Source organism: Pseudomonas sp. ASL4 (genome assembly GCF_056680395.1).
Map to the genome: position 1 here is coordinate 4,814,795 of NZ_CM155280.1, position 19,140 is coordinate 4,833,934.

Below are 19,140 nucleotides of genomic sequence, written 5' to 3' on the forward strand. Positions count from 1 at the left end.
CGCCAGCCGGCGAGGCAGGCGCCTAACTGGAAATCACTTATGACCATCACCGCGCCGGTCATCCGCTACCACGGTGCCAAGTTCCGGCTTGCGCCGTGGGTGCTGCAACACTTCCCGCCGCACACATGCTACGTCGAGTCATTCGGCGGCGCGGCCGGCGTGCTGATGCAGAAGCCTCGTTCCTATGCCGAGGTGTACAACGATCTGGATGGCGACATCGTGAACCTGTTTCGCGTCCTGCAGGATCCGGTCACGCGATTGGGGCTCACCGAGCGCCTGGTGTTCACGCCCTACTCCCGCGAGGAGTTCGAACTGTCGTGGGAACCGAGTGCCGAAACGGTCGAGCGCGCGCGCCGGACAATCATCCGCGCTCAGATGGGTTTCGGGTCCGCCGGCGCAACGAAAGGTGTCACCGGCTTCCGCATCGACACAAAGCGGCAGTACGGTACGGCTCAGTCGCTCTGGGCAACCTACCCCGAGCAATTGGCCGAAGTTGGCCAGCGCCTCAGCGGCGTGCTGATCGAGAACAGACCCGCGATCGAGGTCATCACTGCGCACGACGGACCTCAAACCTTGCACTACGTCGATCCGCCCTACTTGCATGACACCAGGTACAGAGGCGCATCGAGCGGCCGCTATTACAGGCACGAAATGGATGACGCCGCTCACCGCGAATTGCTTGGCGTTTTACTCGATCTAGAGGGAATGGTCGTACTGTCTGGCTATCCGAGTGACCTATATGCTGAGCTTCTCCCCGGCTGGGCGAGCTACAGCACCTCGGCGAGAATATCCGCCGCCCGCGGAACCGCGAGCCGTACCGAATGCGTCTGGCTGAGCCCGACATGTATCAATCGGGTCAGCCAGATTGGTTTGGATCTTGGCGAGCGCCCGCCCCATAAAATTAGGCGCTGATGCCTTAACCGTTGCCATGATCGTAACCGCCTACGTTGACTATCAGCGTCACTTCAAACTCAGCTGGGGCGCCCGGTGACGTGGGCAACTTCCGAGCTTTGTGCTTCGCGCCACATTTCGGACATTCAAATTTCATGTCACCCGTTTCAGGGTCGTCATGAAGTTCTGATTTGAACTCAGCATTGCACTTCTTGCAGGTAGCCATGAGGGAGTCCTCTCGGTAATGAGTCAGAAATTATAGACCCTCTTCCCACTTCAACGAATCACGCCAGCCGGCGAGGCAGACACCTATCCATTGCCTCGGTCATACCAACTGTTAGCGAGATCAACCGGAATTCGAACAATTTTCGAAGGTTCAAGCTTCTTGCCGGCCTCGGGATATCGTTCTATTTCAATACCAAAATAGGCCAACCAATCACCGTTTACTTGTTCCTTCAGTTCAACCAAGTGCATGCCGACCTCCACTTCGGTTAAGCCAGAAACTTCAGCAATCAGCTTGTTGACGGGTTTCTTACTCATCTCGCCCTCCTTGACCCGGATCCTTTCCGGTTCACCAAGAAATAGACCAATCCAACCCATTACGCCAGCCGGCGAGGATCCCCTATGTCCGACAATCACATCGACGAAAAGAAACTCGAGCGGGCAATCCGCAAGATCAAGCACTGCCTGGCCCTGTCGAAAAGCGCCAACGAGAACGAAGCAGCCACGGCGCTTCGGCAGGCTCAAGCGCTGATGCGTGAATATCGACTGACCGAAATGGACGTGAAGCTCAGCGATGTCGGAGAGGTCGAATCTCAATTCTCTCGCAACGAGCGCCGACCAACGTGGGACCAGCATCTGGGCGCCGCCGTTGCTGAAGTGTTCAGCTGCAGCTCGCTGCGCAACAGGCAATGGTGCGAAACCAAGCAACGTATCGTTGAGCGCGCATCATTCGTCGGGGTGACACCAGCTCAGCACATCGCGCTCTATGCCTATGAAGCGCTTCTGACGAAGCTGACCCTGGCCCGCAAGGAGTACGCAGCCGGTGTCCGCTCAGGCAAGCATCGCAGTTCGTATTCTGCCGAAACAGCTGGTGACCACTTCGCCCTTGCCTGGGTCGGCCAGGTATACGGAAAGCTTCGAGCTTTGATCCCGCAAGGCGAGGAAGACAGCACCGTCACGCCAAGCGATGGTCGTGACCTTGTGGCAGTGCAATCACAGGACAAAGCACTGATCGCCGAATACCTCACCAACAATGGCGTGGGCAAAGCCCGAAAGACTCGTGAGACCGAGCTCGATATGAATGCCCAAATCGCGGGCATGCTGGCGGGACGAGACGTTGACCTGCACGCAGGCATTGCACGGGGTGGGGAGGACATCCTCGCGCTGGCTGCGACGGCCTGACCCACCCTCACCTATTACGCTGAATGCGCAAGACGGCGATCACCCTTTCCAGCGGTCGATCCAACCAGTAGTGGCCTGTATCCCTCTGCGTCGTGCCTCTTCATAGCTGCCGAATATAGCCTCTTCAAAAAAACCAGCAATGCCGCTATCAATAAACACTACGTTAATCCGGATCTGGTTTGGGTCGCGCGCTCTCTCCCCCATAAATGTGATCGTCGCCTTAGTGCCATTTGGGTGAACGTAATCAATCGGCTCCAGCCCTTCTATTTGCTCGCTCACATCGATCTCCTACCGGCCTTATGCCGGGCCATAAATCAATAGCCCACTTCAACGAATCACGCCAGCCGGCGAGGCCGTCGGCTGTCTGGAGCAGTTATGAATCCCTACCTAATCACGGGCCCCGCCCAGATCGGCATCAGCGGTGGCCGCACCAGCGGGCACATGGTCTACAAGATCCTCGAAGCTCACGGCGGTGCCCTGCCGCCGTATGTGCACTTGTTCTTTCAAAACACCGGCAAGGAGCGCGAAGAGACGCTGGTCTTCATAGATCAGATCGCCAGGCGCTGGAGCGTGAACATCGTATGGATGGAGTGGTGCCGTGTGTACGGTCAGCCTGACGACGCACCGTGGTACAAGCTGGTTGACTTCGCAACGGCCAGCCGCAACGGCGAGCCCTTCACCATGATGCTCGAGTATTACGCTGCGTACCGGAAAGCAGAGAAGAACCTGCCGCCGGTGCTGCCGAACTTCTCGAACAACATGTGCACCGCTTACCTGAAGGTGAAGATCGGCGAGAAGCACATGCGCACCCTGGGTTACACCGAGTGGGATTGCGTCGTCGGCATCCGCCACGACGAGCCGAAGCGCTACCACCGCATGATGGCCGCCAATGATCGCGGCGGCACGCGCTGGGACAACGTCTGCCCCTCCTACACGGCCGGTGTCACCAAGGAGGACGTCGGCGCCTTCTGGGCGGCCCAGCCCTTCGACCTCGGAATGGATTCCGACTTCGGCAACTGCGACCTGTGCTGGAAGAAGAACGAAGGCAAGCTGATCAAGACCATCATGGATGACCCGTCCAGGATGATCTGGTGGTCTGGCACCGAGGAGCGATTCGGCCAGGTGTTCAGGCAGGATCGGCCGAACTACCGGTCACTGGCCTGGTCAGCGGACCAGTGCGCGAGACAAACGGACCTAGATTTCGATTATCTGGCGGAAGACATTGACTGCTTCTGCGGAGACTAGCCCCTCAAGTTGCAAGTATGCGTGCGCAGATTGCTTCGTAAGCCTCATAGAAATGGTATTTGGGCAGATGCTCCGTTTCGCGGAAATCCGCAATTCTCCGCTCTCGCTCACGCTTGAAGCTTGCAAGAAATGGATCGTGCTCTGCAATTATGATTTCTGGCTGTTTATAGTCATCGAACTGGCTACCGGTTATGTCGATAAGCGTACCGTTCAAGTCAAGCCATACGTGTGAGTTCAGTTCGCGGTTACGCCCTCCAGATCGCCCGTGAATTCTCAGCGCGCCAGGATAGCCTTGATCAGCGAGGTAAGCGGCCAACAGCAATGAAGAGTCATCGCACGAGGCGTGTGGGAACTCCTTGGCAATGCTGACGCCGAACCAATGCCCCATCTCGACCAACTCTTTCAGTGCTGACCGAAACTCAGAAACTACTGCGCCCAATTCTCGCTGACTCACAACCACCCCCATCCGAATATGCGGCCAACTATAACCGCGAGGTATCCCCATGCCCACAAACTCTATCACGCGTGCTTGGCAACCATTCTCGCCCCAAGCTCCCGACCAGCAACTTGCGCGAGTCCACGGTCAGCGTAAGTTTGGTCACCTGCAACAACCGGAATCACCACCTCATCAACGCGTTTCACCTCGACGTTGATCCGCCAGACCTCCTGGCCGCTCTCCAGTATTTCGCACTCCATGTAGTTCCAGAGCCGAAATCCTTCGTGCTCGTCATAAATGTCGTGCTTGGTCATGGTGTTTCTCGCTTGAGTGAGGCGGCATCGTAGCACCCAGTTGGCCGGGCATGACCCGGATAGGACGCCCCATGCCCACAGGGGCCTGCCACTCAGCGCAAAATGGTTTCGAGACTCGCCTACGTAGAATTGTGCTGGATCAAGGTCGATCAGGATCGTAGGTATACGAGCCTCGCCCATGTTGATAATCGTTCATGCCTTTCACTTCATCGCGAATGGCATAAAGGGTCATCTCGATCTCGGTCAACTGCTCGTCACGCTTTTGCCGAAACCATGCTCGATCGATCTCGATTGCATCGATTTGCCCCTTGAGTAACGAAATTTTCTTCTGCAAATGCATCACGTAAAGAAGCGTTGCCACAGGCACAAAGCCAACCAGAAAATTTAAGTCCATGCCCCACCTTCGTCAGCTAAATCGGTCATTGAGCAGCACCAGAATGATCTCACTAGAGTGAACCTAGTTACGCACCAGTATCCGCGATGGACTGTACTCCACTCTCTATAACCCCTCCCCCCTTCAAAGTCAGCCGCTATAGCGGCAAAGGAACAGTCATGCCTGAAGAAAAGGTTGTGATGTACGAATCGCCGGAAGCGGCGAGCATTCAAACTGTCACCGGCTGGGTCGGTGCCGATGGTCGCTTCTGGGGGAATGATGAGCACATGGCCCGCTATTGCGGCGCAACTCATCGTCATTGCGAGAAAAACCCTGATCACCCGATCCACGAAGTACGCAGTTGGTGCAAGCAGTGCTACCAGGAAAGTCGCCAAGCGAAGTTCGCGGCAATGCCGGTCAAGGAATGGACTGGCGAGCCGCTGGTTATCTTCGACGGCGACGAGTATTTCTTCGACGCTGACAGCCTGCGCGATCACATCATCGACAACGATATCAACCTGGCTGACCTGCGGCTTTGCATCTGCGAGCCGAACATGCCTCGCCAGATCGACCCGTCGGACGTCTTCTGTGATGACTTGCCGGAGGATGGCGAGATTCGCGATGAACAGTTGGTCGCGGCATTCGACCTGCTGAACGAGATGATCCGCAAATCTGAACCGCTGTCGTGGTCTGAAGGGAAGTTTGCCGCCGCACTGCCGCAGTCCTTCATCGACGAGATCGCTGCCGATCGGGTGACGCAATGAAGAAAAGAAACTTCGTCCTCGTTGATCAGGCTGAGCTCGGGGCACTTCGCAAGGACAAAGCCCGTATTGATGCCCTTGAGTCTGGCTGCTGGGATGTTCGGTTCATCGATTGCCCAACGCCGGGCGGTGATGACGGCAGCATCAACATCGAAATCGTCGGCCACTACATGGGCAAGCCCTTCGAGCGCGTACTCGGCGAAAACTATAACGAAAATCTGCGCGCCGCCATCGACCAAGCCTGCACGGCGGAAGCATACCCACCAGCAAGACCAGAATACGACCGGTACGGAAATCCAGAGAGGACCGCCACATGCCAATAATCGCCCTCGCCTGGTTCGCCTACGTGTACTGCTACAAGGGGCCACGGTGATGAAGGCCCGCATCGAGAAGAAGCTCAGCAAGCGCCTGTTTGAGCTGCACCCCGGGCACTACCGCCGCGCTTGGGTCGACAAAGACGAACCCAGCGAGCTCGCCTACAAACAGCGCACCCGAGTGAGTCACGTACGAAGTGTTGGCGGCGGCACCGACTATTGGGGCGAAGGTCAGGATGGATACACCTTGTGGGCGGACTGGAAATCGAATTGGTTCTGGCACGGCCCGTTCGAGGCAAACCCTGAAGGGCATGAGTTTGAAGGCTATCCGGACACAGGAACCTTCAGGCCAACCACCCGCAACCTGCTGAAGCTTGCTGCTGACTGCGAGCTGACTTTTAAAGCAACTTCCTGACCCCTCTTACACCTACCAACCTGCCGGTGAACGGCGGGCGAGGAATCCGCATGCCTGCAAACTGCGAATACAGCATGACCCGGGACGATGCCATCGAACTGGCCGGCATTGCTCAATTCGATTTGGCAATGCGCCGAGAGGCGCTCACCGGTTACCTGCAAAGAAACGGCTCGCAGCGACTGGTCGAACTCTTGGCCCAGTTTATCGGCATGGCCAACTCGGTGGCCGAGAACTGCGCAGAGATGAGCGACCAAGTGCTTATCGAAGAATGTGGCGTCCATCCCGATAAATTCACCAGCGTGAACCTGCCAACCATCATCGGCGCATGCCAGGGCGTCCAGATCGCCAGCAAGTGCGACCCCAAAGGTGCGTGCCATGGGTGCGCTTACAGGCTGGGGTCAATTGCCAATCAGTCCCCCATCACCACTTGCGATGCCGAGTTCATGGCCCACGACCGCAAGGGCTTCATGTGCCACGCGCACCTGGACGAACAGGGCGAGCCCACAAAGGTATGCGTAGGCCACGCCAAAGCAGCCACCCAATAATCACCTTCTGCCGCCACGCGGCATGGAGCAACACATGAAACAAATATTTAAAGCAGCGGCGCACAAAGCCTGCGGCGGGAGATAAGCATGGACGGCATTCATTTTCTGTCGCACGAAGAGGTTTGCACCCTCACAGGAGCCAAAACGAAAGCCGGACAACTTCTGGTACTCAAGAGAAATGGGATTCGGCACACCATCAAGCGCAGTGGCTGGCCCTGTGTCCTGGCTTCGGCTCTGACCGGTGAGCCCGTTGTAGCAACAGAAAAACCGAAATGGCAGCCGCGGCTGGTGGGTTAAATGGGAAGAAAGCCGACAAAGCCTGACAGTGTCACGCGCCTACGGAAGCGTCCACAGCGCAGTGGCACCGTCTATTACTACTACGACACCGGCGGTACTCCTCGAAAAGAAATTCCACTGGGCAGCGATTACGGGCTGGCGATCGTTGAGTACGCCAAACTGGAAAAGACCCGAGCTTCATCTGCGATGGTTCAGGTCGTGCTGACCTTCGCCTACGTTGCCGAAAAATACATGGAAGAAGTGGTTCCAACAAAGGCGCCGGCCACACAAAAAGATAACTCCCGAGAGTTAAAGCAGTTACTGAAGTTTTTTGATGATCCTCCGGCGCCTCTTGAGGCGATCGAACCGCAACACGTCGTCCAGTACCTCAGGCAACGAGGCAAAGAAGCTCCTGTCCGAGCAAACAGGGAAAAAGCTCTGCTCAGTGCGATCTGGAACTTCGCGAGGACAAGTGGCTATACCGCACTGGCGAATCCTTGCGCGGGGGTAAAAGGTCACAAAGAGGTCGGTCGAGACGCCTACATCGAGGATGAGATGCTTGCAGCGGTATATAAGCACGCAGATCAGCCACTGAAAGACGCTCTTGATCTGTTTTACCTGACCGGGCAGCGCATCGCCGATACTTTGAAAATGGACGAAAAGGATATCCGTGATGACAGGCTTGCAGTTCAGCAGGGCAAAACACGAGCGAAAAGGCGGATTGAGATTGTAGGAGAACTGAAGGTCGTGATTGATCGAATCCTTGCCAGGAAGGAGGGACACAGAATCCGGACCACCAAACTGATTGTCATGGATAACGGCCAGCCAATGACTAGCAGCATGTTGCGAGGGCGATTTGACGCGGCGCGCGAGGCCGCAGGAGTGGATAAAGCAGATTTCCAGATGCGCGATCTTCGCGCCAAGGCCGGCACCGACAAAGCAGAATCCAGCGGAGACATAATGCAAGCCAAGGATCAGCTCGGGCACACAACCGTGGTGATGACGGAGAATTACATCCGGAAAAGGATCGGTAAAAAAGTCACCCCGACCAAGTGAGTTGCGGAGCAGGCTCTAAAATTGCGGAGCACAAAAGATAAGGGCCTGCATGAGAAATCTCACGCAAGCCCTTGATATATATGGTGCCCGAAGCCGGAATCGAACCGGCACGCCCTTACGAGCGGGGGATTTTAAGTCCCATGCGTCTACCAATTTCGCCATTCGGGCGGTAGCGCGATCAAGCGGTCTTACGGCTGCCCAAAAAACCTGGCAGTTCTGACGCTTGTGCAACAGAGGGGGAAATATATACACCCCGCCCCGGTGAAGCAAGTTCGCAAATGCCCTTTTCAAGACAAAATCTTGCAGGACTGCGAAAATAAAAAAGCTCCGTAGATCAAAGATCTACGGAGCTCGTTTAAAGTGGAGGCCGAGGTCGGAATCGAACCGGCGTAGGTGGATTTGCAATCCACTGCATAACCATTTTGCTACTCGGCCTCAAACATCTGATGTCAGTAGCACGACACCAAATGCGTACAAACGCTGAGCTTCGAGAGTTGATTAAATCATTCTCTAACTCTTTGAAAACATTAGGCTTTTTCAGCCGTCTGTGCTTTCGATGGCGTGAATTATGTACTGATTTCCCGAGGCTGGCAACCCCTTGATTTCAAAAAAATTTCTGCCCGCTTGATCGCACCCGGTTTCACGCTACGTCATGTTCGCGAATCAGAATTCCCCACCCAGCGGATACTCAATCGCCAGCCTGATCTGGTTCGCATCCAGTTCCGCTTGCGCCGCATTCCCGCGATGTACCGCGTGGCGCAAGGTAAACGCGAGATTCTTCGCCGCGCCGGATTGCACCACGTATTTGGCCTGGATGTCGCGTTCCCAATGTTTGCCGCCCTGCCCGTAACCCAGCCATTTGTAGCCGCCATTCGGGTCCATGTGGCTGCCGTCGATGCCGCTGCCGCGGACATAGAGTGCGCCGAAGGTCAGGCCGGGAATGCCGTAGCCGGTCATGTTCAGGTCGTAGCGAGCTTGCCAGGACGCTTCTTGCGGGGCGTTGAAGTCGGACAGCGCCACGGCGTTGCTCAGGTAGATTGCGCCGCGGGTGACGTAGTCGTAGGGCGTGTCGCCGTCGACTTTCTGATAACCCAGGCCGAAGCTGTGGGAGCCGGCCTTGTAGGTTGTGAGAAAACTCCAGGTGGTGTTGTCGATCCGGCCGGACAAGGCTTTACCGGTGTCTTGGGTGCGATAGAGGTTAAGGTCGAAAGTCAGGTCCTGGCCGTCGGCCAACGGCTGGGTATAAACCGCGCCGAGGTAGTGCTGGCGCCAAGTGTCGGCGTAGACCGCACTGAACAGGCTGGCGTTGAGCCCTTTGAGTGCCGTGTTGCGCACGCCCACCAGATCAAAGCTGTCGCCCTGTTTTCCATTGGAGTAATTGACCACAAAGCCTTGGTCATGGCTGCTGGCGTTGCGGTCGGTGCTTTCGTTGAAGTGGCCGCCGTACAGCGTGGTGGCCGGAAGTTCGCGGCTGGTCAGCAACCAGCCAGTGGCGGTTTCGGGCAGCAGGCGGCTATCAGATGAGCCGAACACCGGGGTTTTCACTCGCTGTTCGCCGTAGCGCAGTTCGGTGGAGAAAAACCGCAGTTTGGCCACGGCGCCACCGCGACTGAATTCATCCTTGGGGTGGCCGTCATTGTCGACGCCGAGCAGCCGCGCCTTGCCGGCCCGCCCGCCTCCGCTGTCCAGCTCCCAACCGGAATAGGCGTGAGCATCGAGGCCAAATCCTACGGTGCCGCGGGTGTAGCCGGAGGTAAAATCGGCCATCAAGCCGTAGGCCCATTCCTCGGCGAGGTCGCTGCGTTGGGCGCGAGGTTTGTAGGCATTGCGTGCGCCATTGCTCAGCGAACCGTGCTCATAGTCGCGGCGGTCGTAGACGCTGCGGTTGAGCAGGCTCCACTGACTGTCCTCGACAAAGCCTTTTGCGTTGTCTTGCTCTGAAGCGAAGGCGAGCAGCGACTGCCCGCCCAATGCCAATAGCAGGGTATGCGTCGATAGGGTTTTCACAGTGCAACTCCACAGAATTCGAGGTCTGCAAGGTGTCCCGCCGAACGGGGGACACCGTTCGGCAAATCAGAGGTATTTGAGAATCGCGATGTCGCGACGCCGCTGCTTGAGGGCAGCGAACCAGCGTGTCGGGAAGAACAACAACACCCCGAGAATCACGCTCCACAGCCACACCGTGGGCAGGTTATCGAAGCCGTAATACGCGCCCTGATTGGCGCCCCAGATTGCGACCGCCGCCAGGTACATGGCCTTGAGCACATACAGGTGCAGCAGATAGAAAAACATCGGCGCCCCGCCGTAGATCGCCAGCGTCGCGGTGGACCAGCGATCCTGCAGCTTCTCGAACAACGCCAGCAGGAGCAGCCCCAAACCGAGGGTAGGCATCAGGAACATCAGCGACGGCGGGTACTTCTTGGCGCTCATGAAACTCATGAAGGTGCGCAACGAGTCACCGGTCTGCACCCAAGGTTTCTCGCCGTAGACGTTCAGGTACCGGATGAACACGAACGCCACCAGCAAGCCGACGCCAAGTTTGACCAGCCGGGAAATGCGCTCGGCCGGCTCCATGTCCTTGCCAAACCATGGCCCGATGCCCCACCCCAGCAGAATCACCCCGATCCACGGCAACACCGGGTACGTAGTGCGCGCCCGGGTGAACTCGGTGATGTCGATAAACACCCGTTGATGCAGGATCGACCACGGCACATAGAATGACGACTCTGACCCGACGACGACGTTATCGAACAGGTTATGCCCGGCGACGATGACCAGCCCCAGCACAATCAGCCAACTGCGCTTGAAGTGCAGCAACCCGGCGAGGACGATCATGCAGATGCCGATGCACCAGATCACCTGCAACCACAAGGTCTTGGGCGGGAACTCGGCGTTCCAGGCGAAGCAGACGAAGGTGATTTCCAGAAACACCAGGAAGAACCCGCGCTTGAGCAGGAACACTGAGGTTTCACTGGCGGTGTGTTTCTGGCTGTAGAGCCAGGCCGACAGGCCAGTGAGGAAGATGAAGACTGGCGCGCAGATTTCGCTGAGCATCCGGGTGAAGTACAAGTCGGGCGTTACGCTCAAGGCGTCGATTGGATCGGTGACCTGGCGATGCAGCAGAAAGGTTTCGCGCACGTGGTCGATCAACATCAACAGCATGACGAAACCGCGCAAGGCATCGATGGCCAACATCCGGGTGTTGGCTTTTACCAGCGGGGCAGCCAGCGCAGCGGAAACACTTCCCGCCTGCCCGGCCAATCCTGATGATTGGGACATATCGGTAACTCCTGTAGGGGCGATGGATCAGGCCTGTTTCTTCAACCGGGCGACTTCGGAGGCTGGCAGTTGCGACGGGGCCCGTGGCAACGATTGTTTGCCTTGCGTGCGATAGAACGACAGCGTCGAGCTGAAGCTCTTCAAGTCGTACTGCTCGGTCTTGCCTTGGGGACTCACGCGTTCACCGGGGGTGCGGTCCTTGTATTCCACCGCCACCACATACGTGCCCTGCCAGGGCAACTCGAAGGTGACCTTGCCCGCCGCATCGGTCCGCTGGGTGAAGACTTCGCCGGAGCCGGTTTCCAGCATAACGTCCTGATCCGCCAGCGGTTTTTGCGAATAGTACACTTGAAATTGGGCCTTGTTGCCGTCGACGCGGCCGGTGGGCACGATGTCCAGAGTCAGTTCCGGGGTTCGCACACGCAAATCGCCGACCCATCGGGTCGCCGGCGTCCAGTGGGTTTTCAGGGTTTTGTCGGCTTCATGCAGGTCAAAGATCGGATAATGCGGGTCCTGGGCCAACAGCGAGTCATCGCCCGACGCCTGATGCGCCACCGCAAACGCTTGACGCTGTAAGGTCAGATTCAATGGTTTCGAATTGTTGCCAATCGACCAGCCCTTGAGTTGCTGGAACCGGTCCATCCCGCCCGGTGTGACTTCCAGCATGTTCTTGTCATATTCGCCGTAGTACAACGCCAAGGGTTGCCCCGGTGGCTGCTCGTACCAGATCTGGTGCGCCTCGCTGCTGCTGGCCAGCATGAAGACGCCGTAACCCAATAGTGCTTTTGCGTTGCTCATTCGCATTTTTTTGGCTCCGATTGGTGTTATTCAGCGGTTCGTTGCAGTCGCTTCATCCTCCCGAAATCAGCAACTTCACAAACCGCTCCCCTCTCTCTGCACGCATTACAGCGCAGAGACTTTTGCGCTTTGTTCTGAAATCGGTACGTGAGGAGTCATCGGTGACTGTTTTTGCGGGTTGAAACAGATGTTTATGCGGCTTGCGCCAGGATGAGGCGGGTTGAGGAGTTCAAGCGAGGCAATGTCCAAACGCAGTGCATGCAGCGCTGCAAAACAAATGTGGGAGCGGGCTTGCTCGCGAAAGCGGTGTGTCAGTCGACATCTCTATCGACTGACACGGCCTCTTCGCGAGCAAGCCCGCTCCCACGGGGGATTTGTGTTGGGATTGGGAATGGGGCTGTCAGTGCCGCAGCAATTTACGCAACGGCACGCCGTCCTTGAGCACGGGGGATTTGATGACGATGTAGCTGAAGTACTTGGAGATGCCGATGTTCTTGTCCAACAGGCTTTCAATCACTTCCTGATAATGCTGGATGCTGCGGGTCATGAAGCGCACCAGGTAATCGTAGCCACCGCTGATCAAATGGCATTCGAGCACTTCATCGACCAGGCGAATGTTGGACTCGAATTTGGCGAAGTCTTCGCGCTTGTGATCGCTCAGGGTGATCTCGGTGAAGACCGTCACCGAATCGGTGATCTTCGCCAGGTTCAGGTGCGCCTTGTAGCTGGAAATATAACCAGCCGATTCCAGCCGCTTGACCCGTTGCAGGCAGGGGCTGGCCGACAATCCCACCGCATCGGCGAGGCTGACGTTGGTCATGCGCCCGTCCTTTTGCAGCTCGACCAAAATGCTGATGTCGATCCGGTCCAGTTTGACTAAACCTTCCATTGCGTACCTCTTGACTGCCGTTTGTAAGACAATCTTCTAGCAAAATCAGCGCCGTAAAGACAGCTGATGCTGAGCGACCAGATCCGCCATGCTGTTGATGCAGTAATCCGCAGCACATGGCGTCGGGTGTTTGACCCGGCTGCGACAGATCAGGCACACATCGCTGCTCGCCTGCCGACTGGCTGAAGGCCGAGTCACTTGCAGGATTTCGCTTGGCTTAAGCGTATTGGCCTGGAGCCAGTCCGGGTCCTGCAAAGGGTCGCTGGCCAGTGAAATAAAATCGTCGGCCATGATCCCCAATCGTTCGCAAAGCAGCCCACGATCCTCGGCATCCCGGTCGCCCTGTACCAGCAAGCGATAGAACTTGCGCAGGTACAACATCGCCCCCGGCGCGTCCTCGAACAGCGACCAGCCGGCCACCGAACGGGCGAAGCTCATGCCCTCCTCCCAACTGGCTTTCAGGCCCCAGCGCTCGGCCAACTGGCGATGGGCGAAACACAGCAGTCCACTGAAGCCTAGCTCACCGAAGCGCGGATACAGTGCGCGCACCACCTCGCCGTATTCGGCCAGCACCTGTTCCTTGTCCGGGTGCCCGCCCCGGCTGTCGAGCAGCGGTTGCAACGCCGCCCAGACGCCCGAGTCGCGATCGACCAGGACTTCATCGCAATCGATGAGCAGCGCTCGATAATCAGTCAGCCCCATGGTGTGCAAAGCCTCCAATGATGCATTCCATCCCTCCATGCTCCATAAAGGCTCACGGGCGATGCCTTGCAGCAGCGCCCCGAGCCTGCAGGAGCTCAGTTCAAGACGCGTGCCAAAGCGACATCCAGAATTTGCAGGGCTTCGTCGACCTGTGCTTCGGTGGCCACCAGTGGCGCGAGGAAGCGCAGGACGTTGCGGTACACGCCACACTTGATCACCAGCAAACCACCCTTGCGGGCTTCATCGATCAGGCGCTGGTTCAAGTCGGCGTCCGGGGTACGGGCCTCGTCGTTCTTGATCAGCTCGATGGCCAGCATGAACCCGGCGCCGCGCACGTCGCCGATTTGTGGGTGACGGCTCTGCAAGCGCAGCAGTCCCTGGCGCAGCCGCTCGCCCAACGCTTCGCCGCGTGCCAGCAGTTTTTCTTCTTCAAAGGCATCGATCACCGCCAACGCCGCTGCACAAGACAACGCGTTACCGCCATAGGTACCGCCCAAACCACCGGGCAACGGCGCATCCATGATGTCGGCTTTACCAACCACTCCGGATAACGGCAAACCACCGGCCAGGCTTTTGGCGACGGTCACCAGGTCCGGCTGGATGCCGGCGTGCTGGAAACCGAACCACTTGCCGGTACGACCGAAACCGGTCTGGATTTCATCGAGAATCAGCACGATGCCGTGTTTTTCAGTCAACGCACGCAGCCCCTTGAGGAACTCGACAGGTGCCGACAGGAAACCGCCGTCGCCCTGCACCGGTTCGATGATGATCGCCGCGACTCGCTCCGGCGCAACCTGGGTCGCGAGCAATTCGTCCAGCGCCTTGAGCGCCATCTCGCTGGTGACACCGCGATAGGCATTCGGATAAGGCGTGTGAAACACCTCTGGCGCGAATGGCCCGAAGTTCTGTTTGTACGGCTGGCTCATGCCGGTCAGCGTGGTACCGAGTAACGTCCGACCATGGAAACCGCCGCGAAAGGCAATCACCGCCGAACGATTGGTGTGAGCGCGAGCGATCTTCACCGCGTTCTCCACGGCCTCGGCGCCGGAGGTGAAGAACGCTGCTTTATAGGCTTCTTTGCCGCCGATCATTTCGCACAGGCGCTGGGCCAGATCGAGGTAGGGTTTATAGGCGACCACCTGGAAGCAGGCGTGAGAAACCTTCTGCAGTTGCGCCTGCACCGCCGCGACCACTTTCGGGTGGTTGTGACCGATGTTCAGCACACCAATGCCGCCGACAAAATCCAGGTAGCGCTTGCCGTCCACGTCCCACAACTCGGCGCCTTGGGCGCGATCGATCACCAGCGGGTGAGCGGTAACCAGGCCACGCGGCACGAATTGATCGCGCTGACGGAGCAAATGTGGGGTGTCGTCGACTTTGCTATTCATGGCATTTCCCATCGTGAGTCCGGCAACCGGGAGGTGGTTGCGATGGTGTTCAGGTTAAGGCTTGCGCGAAACGAACTACGCCGAACTTGGCCCCTGAGAAATTCGGATCGACTGTTTTCACCCTGCCAAACGGCAGATTCCTTCAGCCCGCCGAATCTGCCGCAGCCATACTGATCCAGCGTGACGCAAGCCGTTTAACCCGGCGCTTTCGACAGATCCTGCGCCGGCAGTGCGCGATGATGAGAGCACCTTCACCCTTTCAGGAAATGCCCATGGCCCTGGTTTATAAAGCTGACCCTGTACGCGGCGAACAGTGGAAAGCGCTGTTCGCCGAACACGCCCCGGATATCGAATGGCGTGCCTGGCCGGACATTGGCGATCCTTCGCAGATTGAATACCTGGCCGCGTGGCAGGCGCCGGATGATCTCGAAGCTTTGCTGCCAAATCTGAAGGTACTGTTCGCGCTGTCCGCCGGGGTCGATCAACTGGACCTCAGTCGCATTCCGCAGAGCCTGCCGGTGGTGCGTCTGCTGGACCCGGGCATCACCCGAGGCATGTGCGAGTACGCCAGTTTTGCCGTGCTGAGTTTGCACCGGGACATGCTGCGTTATCGTCAGCAGCAGTTGGCGCGGTGCTGGCAGGCGCACTTGCTGCAACCGGCAAGCAAGCGTCGGGTCGGCGTGATGGGGCTGGGCACCCAGGCGCAGCAGATTCTGGCGACGTTGCAGCCGATGGGGTTTGCGTTGAAGGGCTGGGCGCGCAGTGCGCATCGGATTGATGGCGTGGATTGCTATGCCGGTAATGAGCAACTGCCGGCGTTTCTTAGCCAGTGCGACATCCTGTTGTGCGTGTTGCCGCTGACCGAGCAGACGCAGGGCATTCTTGATCGTGAGCTGTTTCGGCAACTGCCCCACGGTGCGGCGTTGATCAACATGGGTCGGGGTGGGCATCTGGTGGAAGCTGATCTGCTGGCCGCGCTGGACAGCGGGCAGCTCAGCGGCGCGGTGCTGGATGTGCTGCAGGAAGAACCGGCGCCAGCGGATCATCCGTTTTGGGGGCATCCGCAGATTCTGCTGACCCCGCATATTGCGGCGATGACCCAGCCGGAGAGCGCGTTTGGGGTGTTGCTGGAGAATATTCGGCGGTTTGAACGGGGCGAGCCAATGGTGGGCCAGATCAACCGCACCCAAGGTTACTGACCAGAACACATAACAACTGTGGGAGCGGGCTTGCTCGCGAAAGCGGTGTGTCAGTCGACATCAATATTGACTGGAAAGACGCCTTCGCGAGTAAGCTCGCTCCCACAATTGGTTATGTGTTGGGTTTAGAGTTTGGCGGCGATGGCTTTGCCCACGTCTTGAGTGGAGCCCTTCCCGCCCAGATCCGGCGTGATCGGCCCTTCTGCAATCACCCGTTCGATGGCCTGCAGAATCCCATCATGCGCCGCGCGATAGCGCTCATCGCCATTGCCCAGGAAATCCAGCATCAACGCCCCCGACCAGATCATCGCAATCGGATTGGCAATGTTCTGCCCATAAATATCCGGCGCCGAGCCGTGCACCGGCTCAAACAACGACGGAAACCGCCGCTCCGGATCAAGATTCGCCGAAGGCGCAATGCCAATGGTCCCGGCACACGCCGGCCCAAGGTCGGAAAGGATATCGCCAAACAGATTTGACGCCACCACCACATCAAACCGGTCCGGTTGCAGCACGAAACGCGCGCACAGAATGTCGATGTGCTGCTTGTCCCAGGTGATCTCCGGGTACTTCGCCGCCATCAATGCCGTGCGCTCGTCCCAGTACGGCATGCTGATGGATATCCCGTTGGATTTGGTCGCTGCCGTCAGGCGCTTGCGCGGCCGGGTCTGGGCCAGTTCGAAGGCGTACTTGAGAATCCGGTCCACGCCACGGCGGGTGAACACCGACTCTTGCAGCACGAATTCATGCTCGGTGCCTTCGAACATTTTGCCGCCGACCGAGGAATACTCGCCTTCCGTGTTTTCTCGGATCACCACAAAATCGATGTCCCCCGGCTTGCGTCCGGCCAGCGGGCACGGAACACCGGGAAACAGCCGCACCGGGCGAATGTTCACGTATTGGTCGAAGTCGCGGCGAAACTTCAGTAACGAACCCCACAGGGAAATATGATCCGGCACTTTGTCCGGCCAGCCCACGGCGCCAAAGTAGATCGCGTCGAAACCCTTGAGCTGTTCGAACCAGTCGTCGGGCATCATCTGCCCGTGTTCCAGGTAGTAATCGCAGTGCGCCCAGTCGAGCACTTCGATGCTCAAATCCAGCTGCCATTTCTTCGCCGCTTGCTCCAGCACCCGCAAGCCTTCCGGAAGGACTTCCTTGCCAATGCCATCGCCGGCAATCGCAGCGATTCTGAATGTCTTGCTCATCAACTTGCCTCCCCCAGTGTCTGTGAATTACAGCCCGCCGATGTGGAAGGCTTTGACTTCAAGGTATTCATCCAAACCGTACTTGCTGCCTTCGCGGCCCAGGCCCGATTGCTTGATGCCGCCGAACGGCGCGACTTCCATGGAAATGATTCCGGTGTTGAGCCCGACCATGCCGAACTCCAGCGCCTCGCCGAAACGCCATGAACGGCGCAAGTCCTGAGTGAAATAGTAGGCGCCCAAACCGTAAGGCGTGGCGTTGGCCAATGCGAGGGCTTCGGCTTCGTCGGTGAAGCGCATCAGCGGCGCCACCGGGCCGAAGGTTTCTTCGTTGGCCAGCAGCATGCCGGCGTGGGTCTCGCCGAGCACCGTAGGCAGCACAAACTGGCTGTCTCCCTCGGGAATGCCGCCGCAGAGCAACCGCGCGCCCTGGCTCAGGGCATCATCGATGTGCCGGGCGACTTTGCTCACGGCGGCCGGGTTGATCAGTGGGCCGATGGTGACGTCGGCGTCGAGGCCGTTGCCGACCTTGAGCTTGCCCACCTCCTCCACCAGGCGTCGGGCGAAGCGTTCGTAGATGCCGTTTTGCACCAGAATCCGGTTGGCGCAGACGCAGGTCTGGCCGGCGTTGCGGAACTTGCTGAGCATGATCCCGGCGACGGCCTGTTCCAGGTCCGCGTCGTCAAACACGATAAATGGCGCGTTACCGCCCAGTTCCAGGCTCAAGCGCTTGATGTGTTCAGCGCTCTGGCGCATCAACAAACGGCCGACAGCGGTGGAACCGGTAAAGGAAATCTTGCGTACCGTCGGGTTACTGGTCAGCTCTTCGCCGATGCCGGTCGGCATGCCGGTCAACACGTTGAACACCCCGGCCGGGATGCCGACGCGTTCGGCCAAAACTGCCAACGCCAGGGCCGACAACGGGGTCAGGTCCGAAGGTTTGACGATGATCGGGCAGCCCGCTGCCAAGGCCGGCGCGCATTTGCGGGTGATCATCGCGTTGGGGAAGTTCCACGGGGTGATCGCGGCGCAGACGCCCACCGGTTGCTTCAAGGTCAGCAACCGGCGGTCGCCGCTGGGGGCCGGCATGGTTTCGCCGTAGACCCGTCGGGCTTCTTCGGCGAACCATTTAACGAAACCGGCGCCGTAGCGGATTTCACCTTTGGCCTCGTTCAGCGGTTTGCCCTGTTCGCAGGTCATGATCAGCGCCAGGTCGTCGAGGTTGTCGATCATGGCCTGATACCAGCGCTCCAGCAGTGCCGCACGTTCGGCTGCTGGCCGTGCACGCCAGGCGGGCCAGGCTTTGTCGGCGGCCTCGATGGCCCGACGGGTTTCCGCGCCTTGCATGGCCGGCACCCGGGCGAGCAACTGGCCGCTGGCCGGGTCTATGACGTCCAGGGTCGCGGCGTTATCGGCGCCGATCCACTGCCCGTTCACATAGGCGAGTTCTGCCAGAAGGCTGGGGTCTTTCAAACGATTCTTGAGCATGGTCGAGTCCTGATCCGAGACATGCTTAAGTCTATGGAGGTGCTGCGGGGGAGGATGCTGAAAGCGATTTGAGTACAGCTTCGGATGCTGAAATTTGCGGTGTAACGGCAGAATTGTGGCCCGTTAGAAAACACAAAACCCTGTGGGATCGGGCTTGCTCGCGAA

Annotated in this window: 23 protein-coding genes and 2 tRNA genes; 10 read left to right on the plus strand and 15 right to left on the minus strand. The window is 58.3% G+C overall.

Going from position 1 to position 19,140, the window contains the following annotated elements:
* The first annotated feature begins 39 nt into the window (after positions 1-39).
* On the plus strand, positions 40-912 hold the full coding sequence (locus AC1MEW_RS21730) for a DNA adenine methylase (RefSeq protein ID WP_480423659.1): 873 nt from the start codon (positions 40-42) through the stop codon (positions 910-912).
* A 288-nt stretch (positions 913-1,200) separates the two neighbouring features.
* Here AC1MEW_RS21730 and AC1MEW_RS21735 read toward each other — a convergent pair whose 3' ends face one another.
* Positions 1,201-1,431, minus strand: a complete 231-nt coding sequence (locus AC1MEW_RS21735) for a hypothetical protein (protein ID WP_480423660.1) — start codon at positions 1,429-1,431, stop codon at positions 1,201-1,203.
* A gap of 84 nt (positions 1,432-1,515) precedes the next feature.
* Between AC1MEW_RS21735 and AC1MEW_RS21740 the strand changes: the two genes are divergently transcribed.
* Positions 1,516-2,295, plus strand: a complete 780-nt coding sequence (locus tag AC1MEW_RS21740; RefSeq protein ID WP_480423661.1) for a DUF2786 domain-containing protein — start codon at positions 1,516-1,518, stop codon at positions 2,293-2,295.
* A gap of 39 nt (positions 2,296-2,334) precedes the next feature.
* Here AC1MEW_RS21740 and AC1MEW_RS21745 read toward each other — a convergent pair whose 3' ends face one another.
* Positions 2,335-2,574, minus strand: a complete 240-nt coding sequence (locus AC1MEW_RS21745; RefSeq protein WP_480423662.1) for a hypothetical protein — start codon at positions 2,572-2,574, stop codon at positions 2,335-2,337.
* A gap of 96 nt (positions 2,575-2,670) precedes the next feature.
* Between AC1MEW_RS21745 and AC1MEW_RS21750 the strand changes: the two genes are divergently transcribed.
* Positions 2,671-3,540 (plus strand): adenine nucleotide alpha hydrolase family protein, encoded by an 870-nt coding sequence (locus tag AC1MEW_RS21750; protein ID WP_480423663.1) that lies wholly within the window; start codon positions 2,671-2,673, stop codon positions 3,538-3,540.
* A 4-nt stretch (positions 3,541-3,544) separates the two neighbouring features.
* Here the strand turns inward: AC1MEW_RS21750 and AC1MEW_RS21755 are convergent, their stop codons facing one another.
* The 3 genes from AC1MEW_RS21755 to AC1MEW_RS21765 form a co-directional block, all read right to left on the minus strand.
* Positions 3,545-3,994 carry a hypothetical protein gene (locus tag AC1MEW_RS21755; protein WP_480423664.1) on the minus strand — a complete coding sequence of 150 codons (450 nt, stop codon included), beginning with the start codon at positions 3,992-3,994 and terminating at the stop codon, positions 3,545-3,547.
* Positions 3,995-4,059: 65 nt separating this feature from the next.
* Positions 4,060-4,290 carry a hypothetical protein gene (locus AC1MEW_RS21760; protein WP_480423665.1) on the minus strand — a complete coding sequence of 77 codons (231 nt, stop codon included), beginning with the start codon at positions 4,288-4,290 and terminating at the stop codon, positions 4,060-4,062.
* Positions 4,291-4,429: 139 nt separating this feature from the next.
* Entirely contained in the window at positions 4,430-4,684 is a 255-nt protein-coding gene (locus AC1MEW_RS21765) for a hypothetical protein (protein WP_480423666.1), read from the minus strand.
* A 158-nt stretch (positions 4,685-4,842) separates the two neighbouring features.
* Between AC1MEW_RS21765 and AC1MEW_RS21770 the strand changes: the two genes are divergently transcribed.
* The 6 genes from AC1MEW_RS21770 to AC1MEW_RS21795 all read left to right on the plus strand — a co-directional run bounded on the left by AC1MEW_RS21770 (position 4,843) and on the right by AC1MEW_RS21795 (position 8,030).
* Complete coding sequence (locus tag AC1MEW_RS21770; protein ID WP_480423667.1) at positions 4,843-5,427, plus strand: hypothetical protein; 585 nt, start codon at positions 4,843-4,845, stop codon at positions 5,425-5,427.
* On the plus strand, positions 5,424-5,747 hold the full coding sequence (locus AC1MEW_RS21775) for a hypothetical protein (protein WP_480423668.1): 324 nt from the start codon (positions 5,424-5,426) through the stop codon (positions 5,745-5,747). The genes AC1MEW_RS21770 and AC1MEW_RS21775 overlap by 4 nt, the downstream gene beginning before the upstream one ends.
* Before the next feature lie 49 nt (positions 5,748-5,796).
* On the plus strand, positions 5,797-6,153 hold the full coding sequence (locus AC1MEW_RS21780; RefSeq protein WP_480423669.1) for a hypothetical protein: 357 nt from the start codon (positions 5,797-5,799) through the stop codon (positions 6,151-6,153).
* A 50-nt stretch (positions 6,154-6,203) separates the two neighbouring features.
* A complete protein-coding gene (locus AC1MEW_RS21785; protein ID WP_480423670.1) occupies positions 6,204-6,698 on the plus strand; it encodes a hypothetical protein in 495 nt (164 codons plus the stop codon).
* Between the two features lie 87 nt (positions 6,699-6,785).
* Positions 6,786-6,995, plus strand: coding sequence for a DUF4224 domain-containing protein (locus tag AC1MEW_RS21790; RefSeq protein WP_480423671.1), 210 nt, complete (start codon positions 6,786-6,788; stop codon positions 6,993-6,995).
* Complete coding sequence (locus tag AC1MEW_RS21795; protein WP_480423672.1) at positions 6,996-8,030, plus strand: site-specific integrase; 1,035 nt, start codon at positions 6,996-6,998, stop codon at positions 8,028-8,030. It begins immediately after the preceding gene.
* 81 nt (positions 8,031-8,111) lie between these two features.
* Here AC1MEW_RS21795 and AC1MEW_RS21800 read toward each other — a convergent pair.
* From AC1MEW_RS21800 to gabT, 8 genes are all read right to left on the minus strand, one after another.
* Positions 8,112-8,198, minus strand: a tRNA-Leu gene (locus tag AC1MEW_RS21800).
* 193 nt (positions 8,199-8,391) lie between these two features.
* Positions 8,392-8,465, minus strand: a tRNA-Cys gene (locus AC1MEW_RS21805).
* Between the two features lie 228 nt (positions 8,466-8,693).
* Positions 8,694-10,037 (minus strand): OprD family porin, encoded by a 1,344-nt coding sequence (locus tag AC1MEW_RS21810; protein WP_480423673.1) that lies wholly within the window; start codon positions 10,035-10,037, stop codon positions 8,694-8,696.
* 66 nt (positions 10,038-10,103) lie between these two features.
* Positions 10,104-11,309: an acetyltransferase domain-containing protein gene (locus AC1MEW_RS21815; RefSeq protein WP_201255384.1), complete on the minus strand. Its 1,206-nt coding sequence runs from the start codon at positions 11,307-11,309 to the stop codon at positions 10,104-10,106.
* A 27-nt stretch (positions 11,310-11,336) separates the two neighbouring features.
* On the minus strand, positions 11,337-12,107 hold the full coding sequence (locus AC1MEW_RS21820; RefSeq protein WP_242486246.1) for a DUF4198 domain-containing protein: 771 nt from the start codon (positions 12,105-12,107) through the stop codon (positions 11,337-11,339).
* Positions 12,108-12,507: 400 nt separating this feature from the next.
* The gene (locus tag AC1MEW_RS21825) at positions 12,508-12,996 is read right to left on the minus strand and encodes an Lrp/AsnC family transcriptional regulator (protein ID WP_008055821.1); all 489 of its coding nucleotides are present in this window, start codon (positions 12,994-12,996) and stop codon (positions 12,508-12,510) included.
* 45 nt (positions 12,997-13,041) lie between these two features.
* On the minus strand, positions 13,042-13,698 hold the full coding sequence (locus AC1MEW_RS21830; protein WP_322268401.1) for an HAD family hydrolase: 657 nt from the start codon (positions 13,696-13,698) through the stop codon (positions 13,042-13,044).
* Between the two features lie 95 nt (positions 13,699-13,793).
* Positions 13,794-15,086 (minus strand): 4-aminobutyrate--2-oxoglutarate transaminase, encoded by a 1,293-nt coding sequence (gene gabT, locus AC1MEW_RS21835; RefSeq protein WP_323570241.1) that lies wholly within the window; start codon positions 15,084-15,086, stop codon positions 13,794-13,796.
* A gap of 272 nt (positions 15,087-15,358) precedes the next feature.
* On the opposite strand from gabT, the gene AC1MEW_RS21840 reads away from it, so the two are divergent.
* The gene (locus tag AC1MEW_RS21840) at positions 15,359-16,285 is read left to right on the plus strand and encodes a 2-hydroxyacid dehydrogenase (protein WP_322268399.1); all 927 of its coding nucleotides are present in this window, start codon (positions 15,359-15,361) and stop codon (positions 16,283-16,285) included.
* Positions 16,286-16,410: 125 nt separating this feature from the next.
* Here AC1MEW_RS21840 and AC1MEW_RS21845 read toward each other — a convergent pair whose 3' ends face one another.
* Together AC1MEW_RS21845 and AC1MEW_RS21850 are read right to left on the minus strand one after the other, a co-directional pair.
* Positions 16,411-17,490 carry a tartrate dehydrogenase gene (locus AC1MEW_RS21845; protein ID WP_322268398.1) on the minus strand — a complete coding sequence of 360 codons (1,080 nt, stop codon included), beginning with the start codon at positions 17,488-17,490 and terminating at the stop codon, positions 16,411-16,413.
* 27 nt (positions 17,491-17,517) lie between these two features.
* Positions 17,518-18,975 carry an NAD-dependent succinate-semialdehyde dehydrogenase gene (locus tag AC1MEW_RS21850; RefSeq protein ID WP_480423674.1) on the minus strand — a complete coding sequence of 486 codons (1,458 nt, stop codon included), beginning with the start codon at positions 18,973-18,975 and terminating at the stop codon, positions 17,518-17,520.
* Between the last annotated feature and the right edge of the window lie 165 nt (positions 18,976-19,140).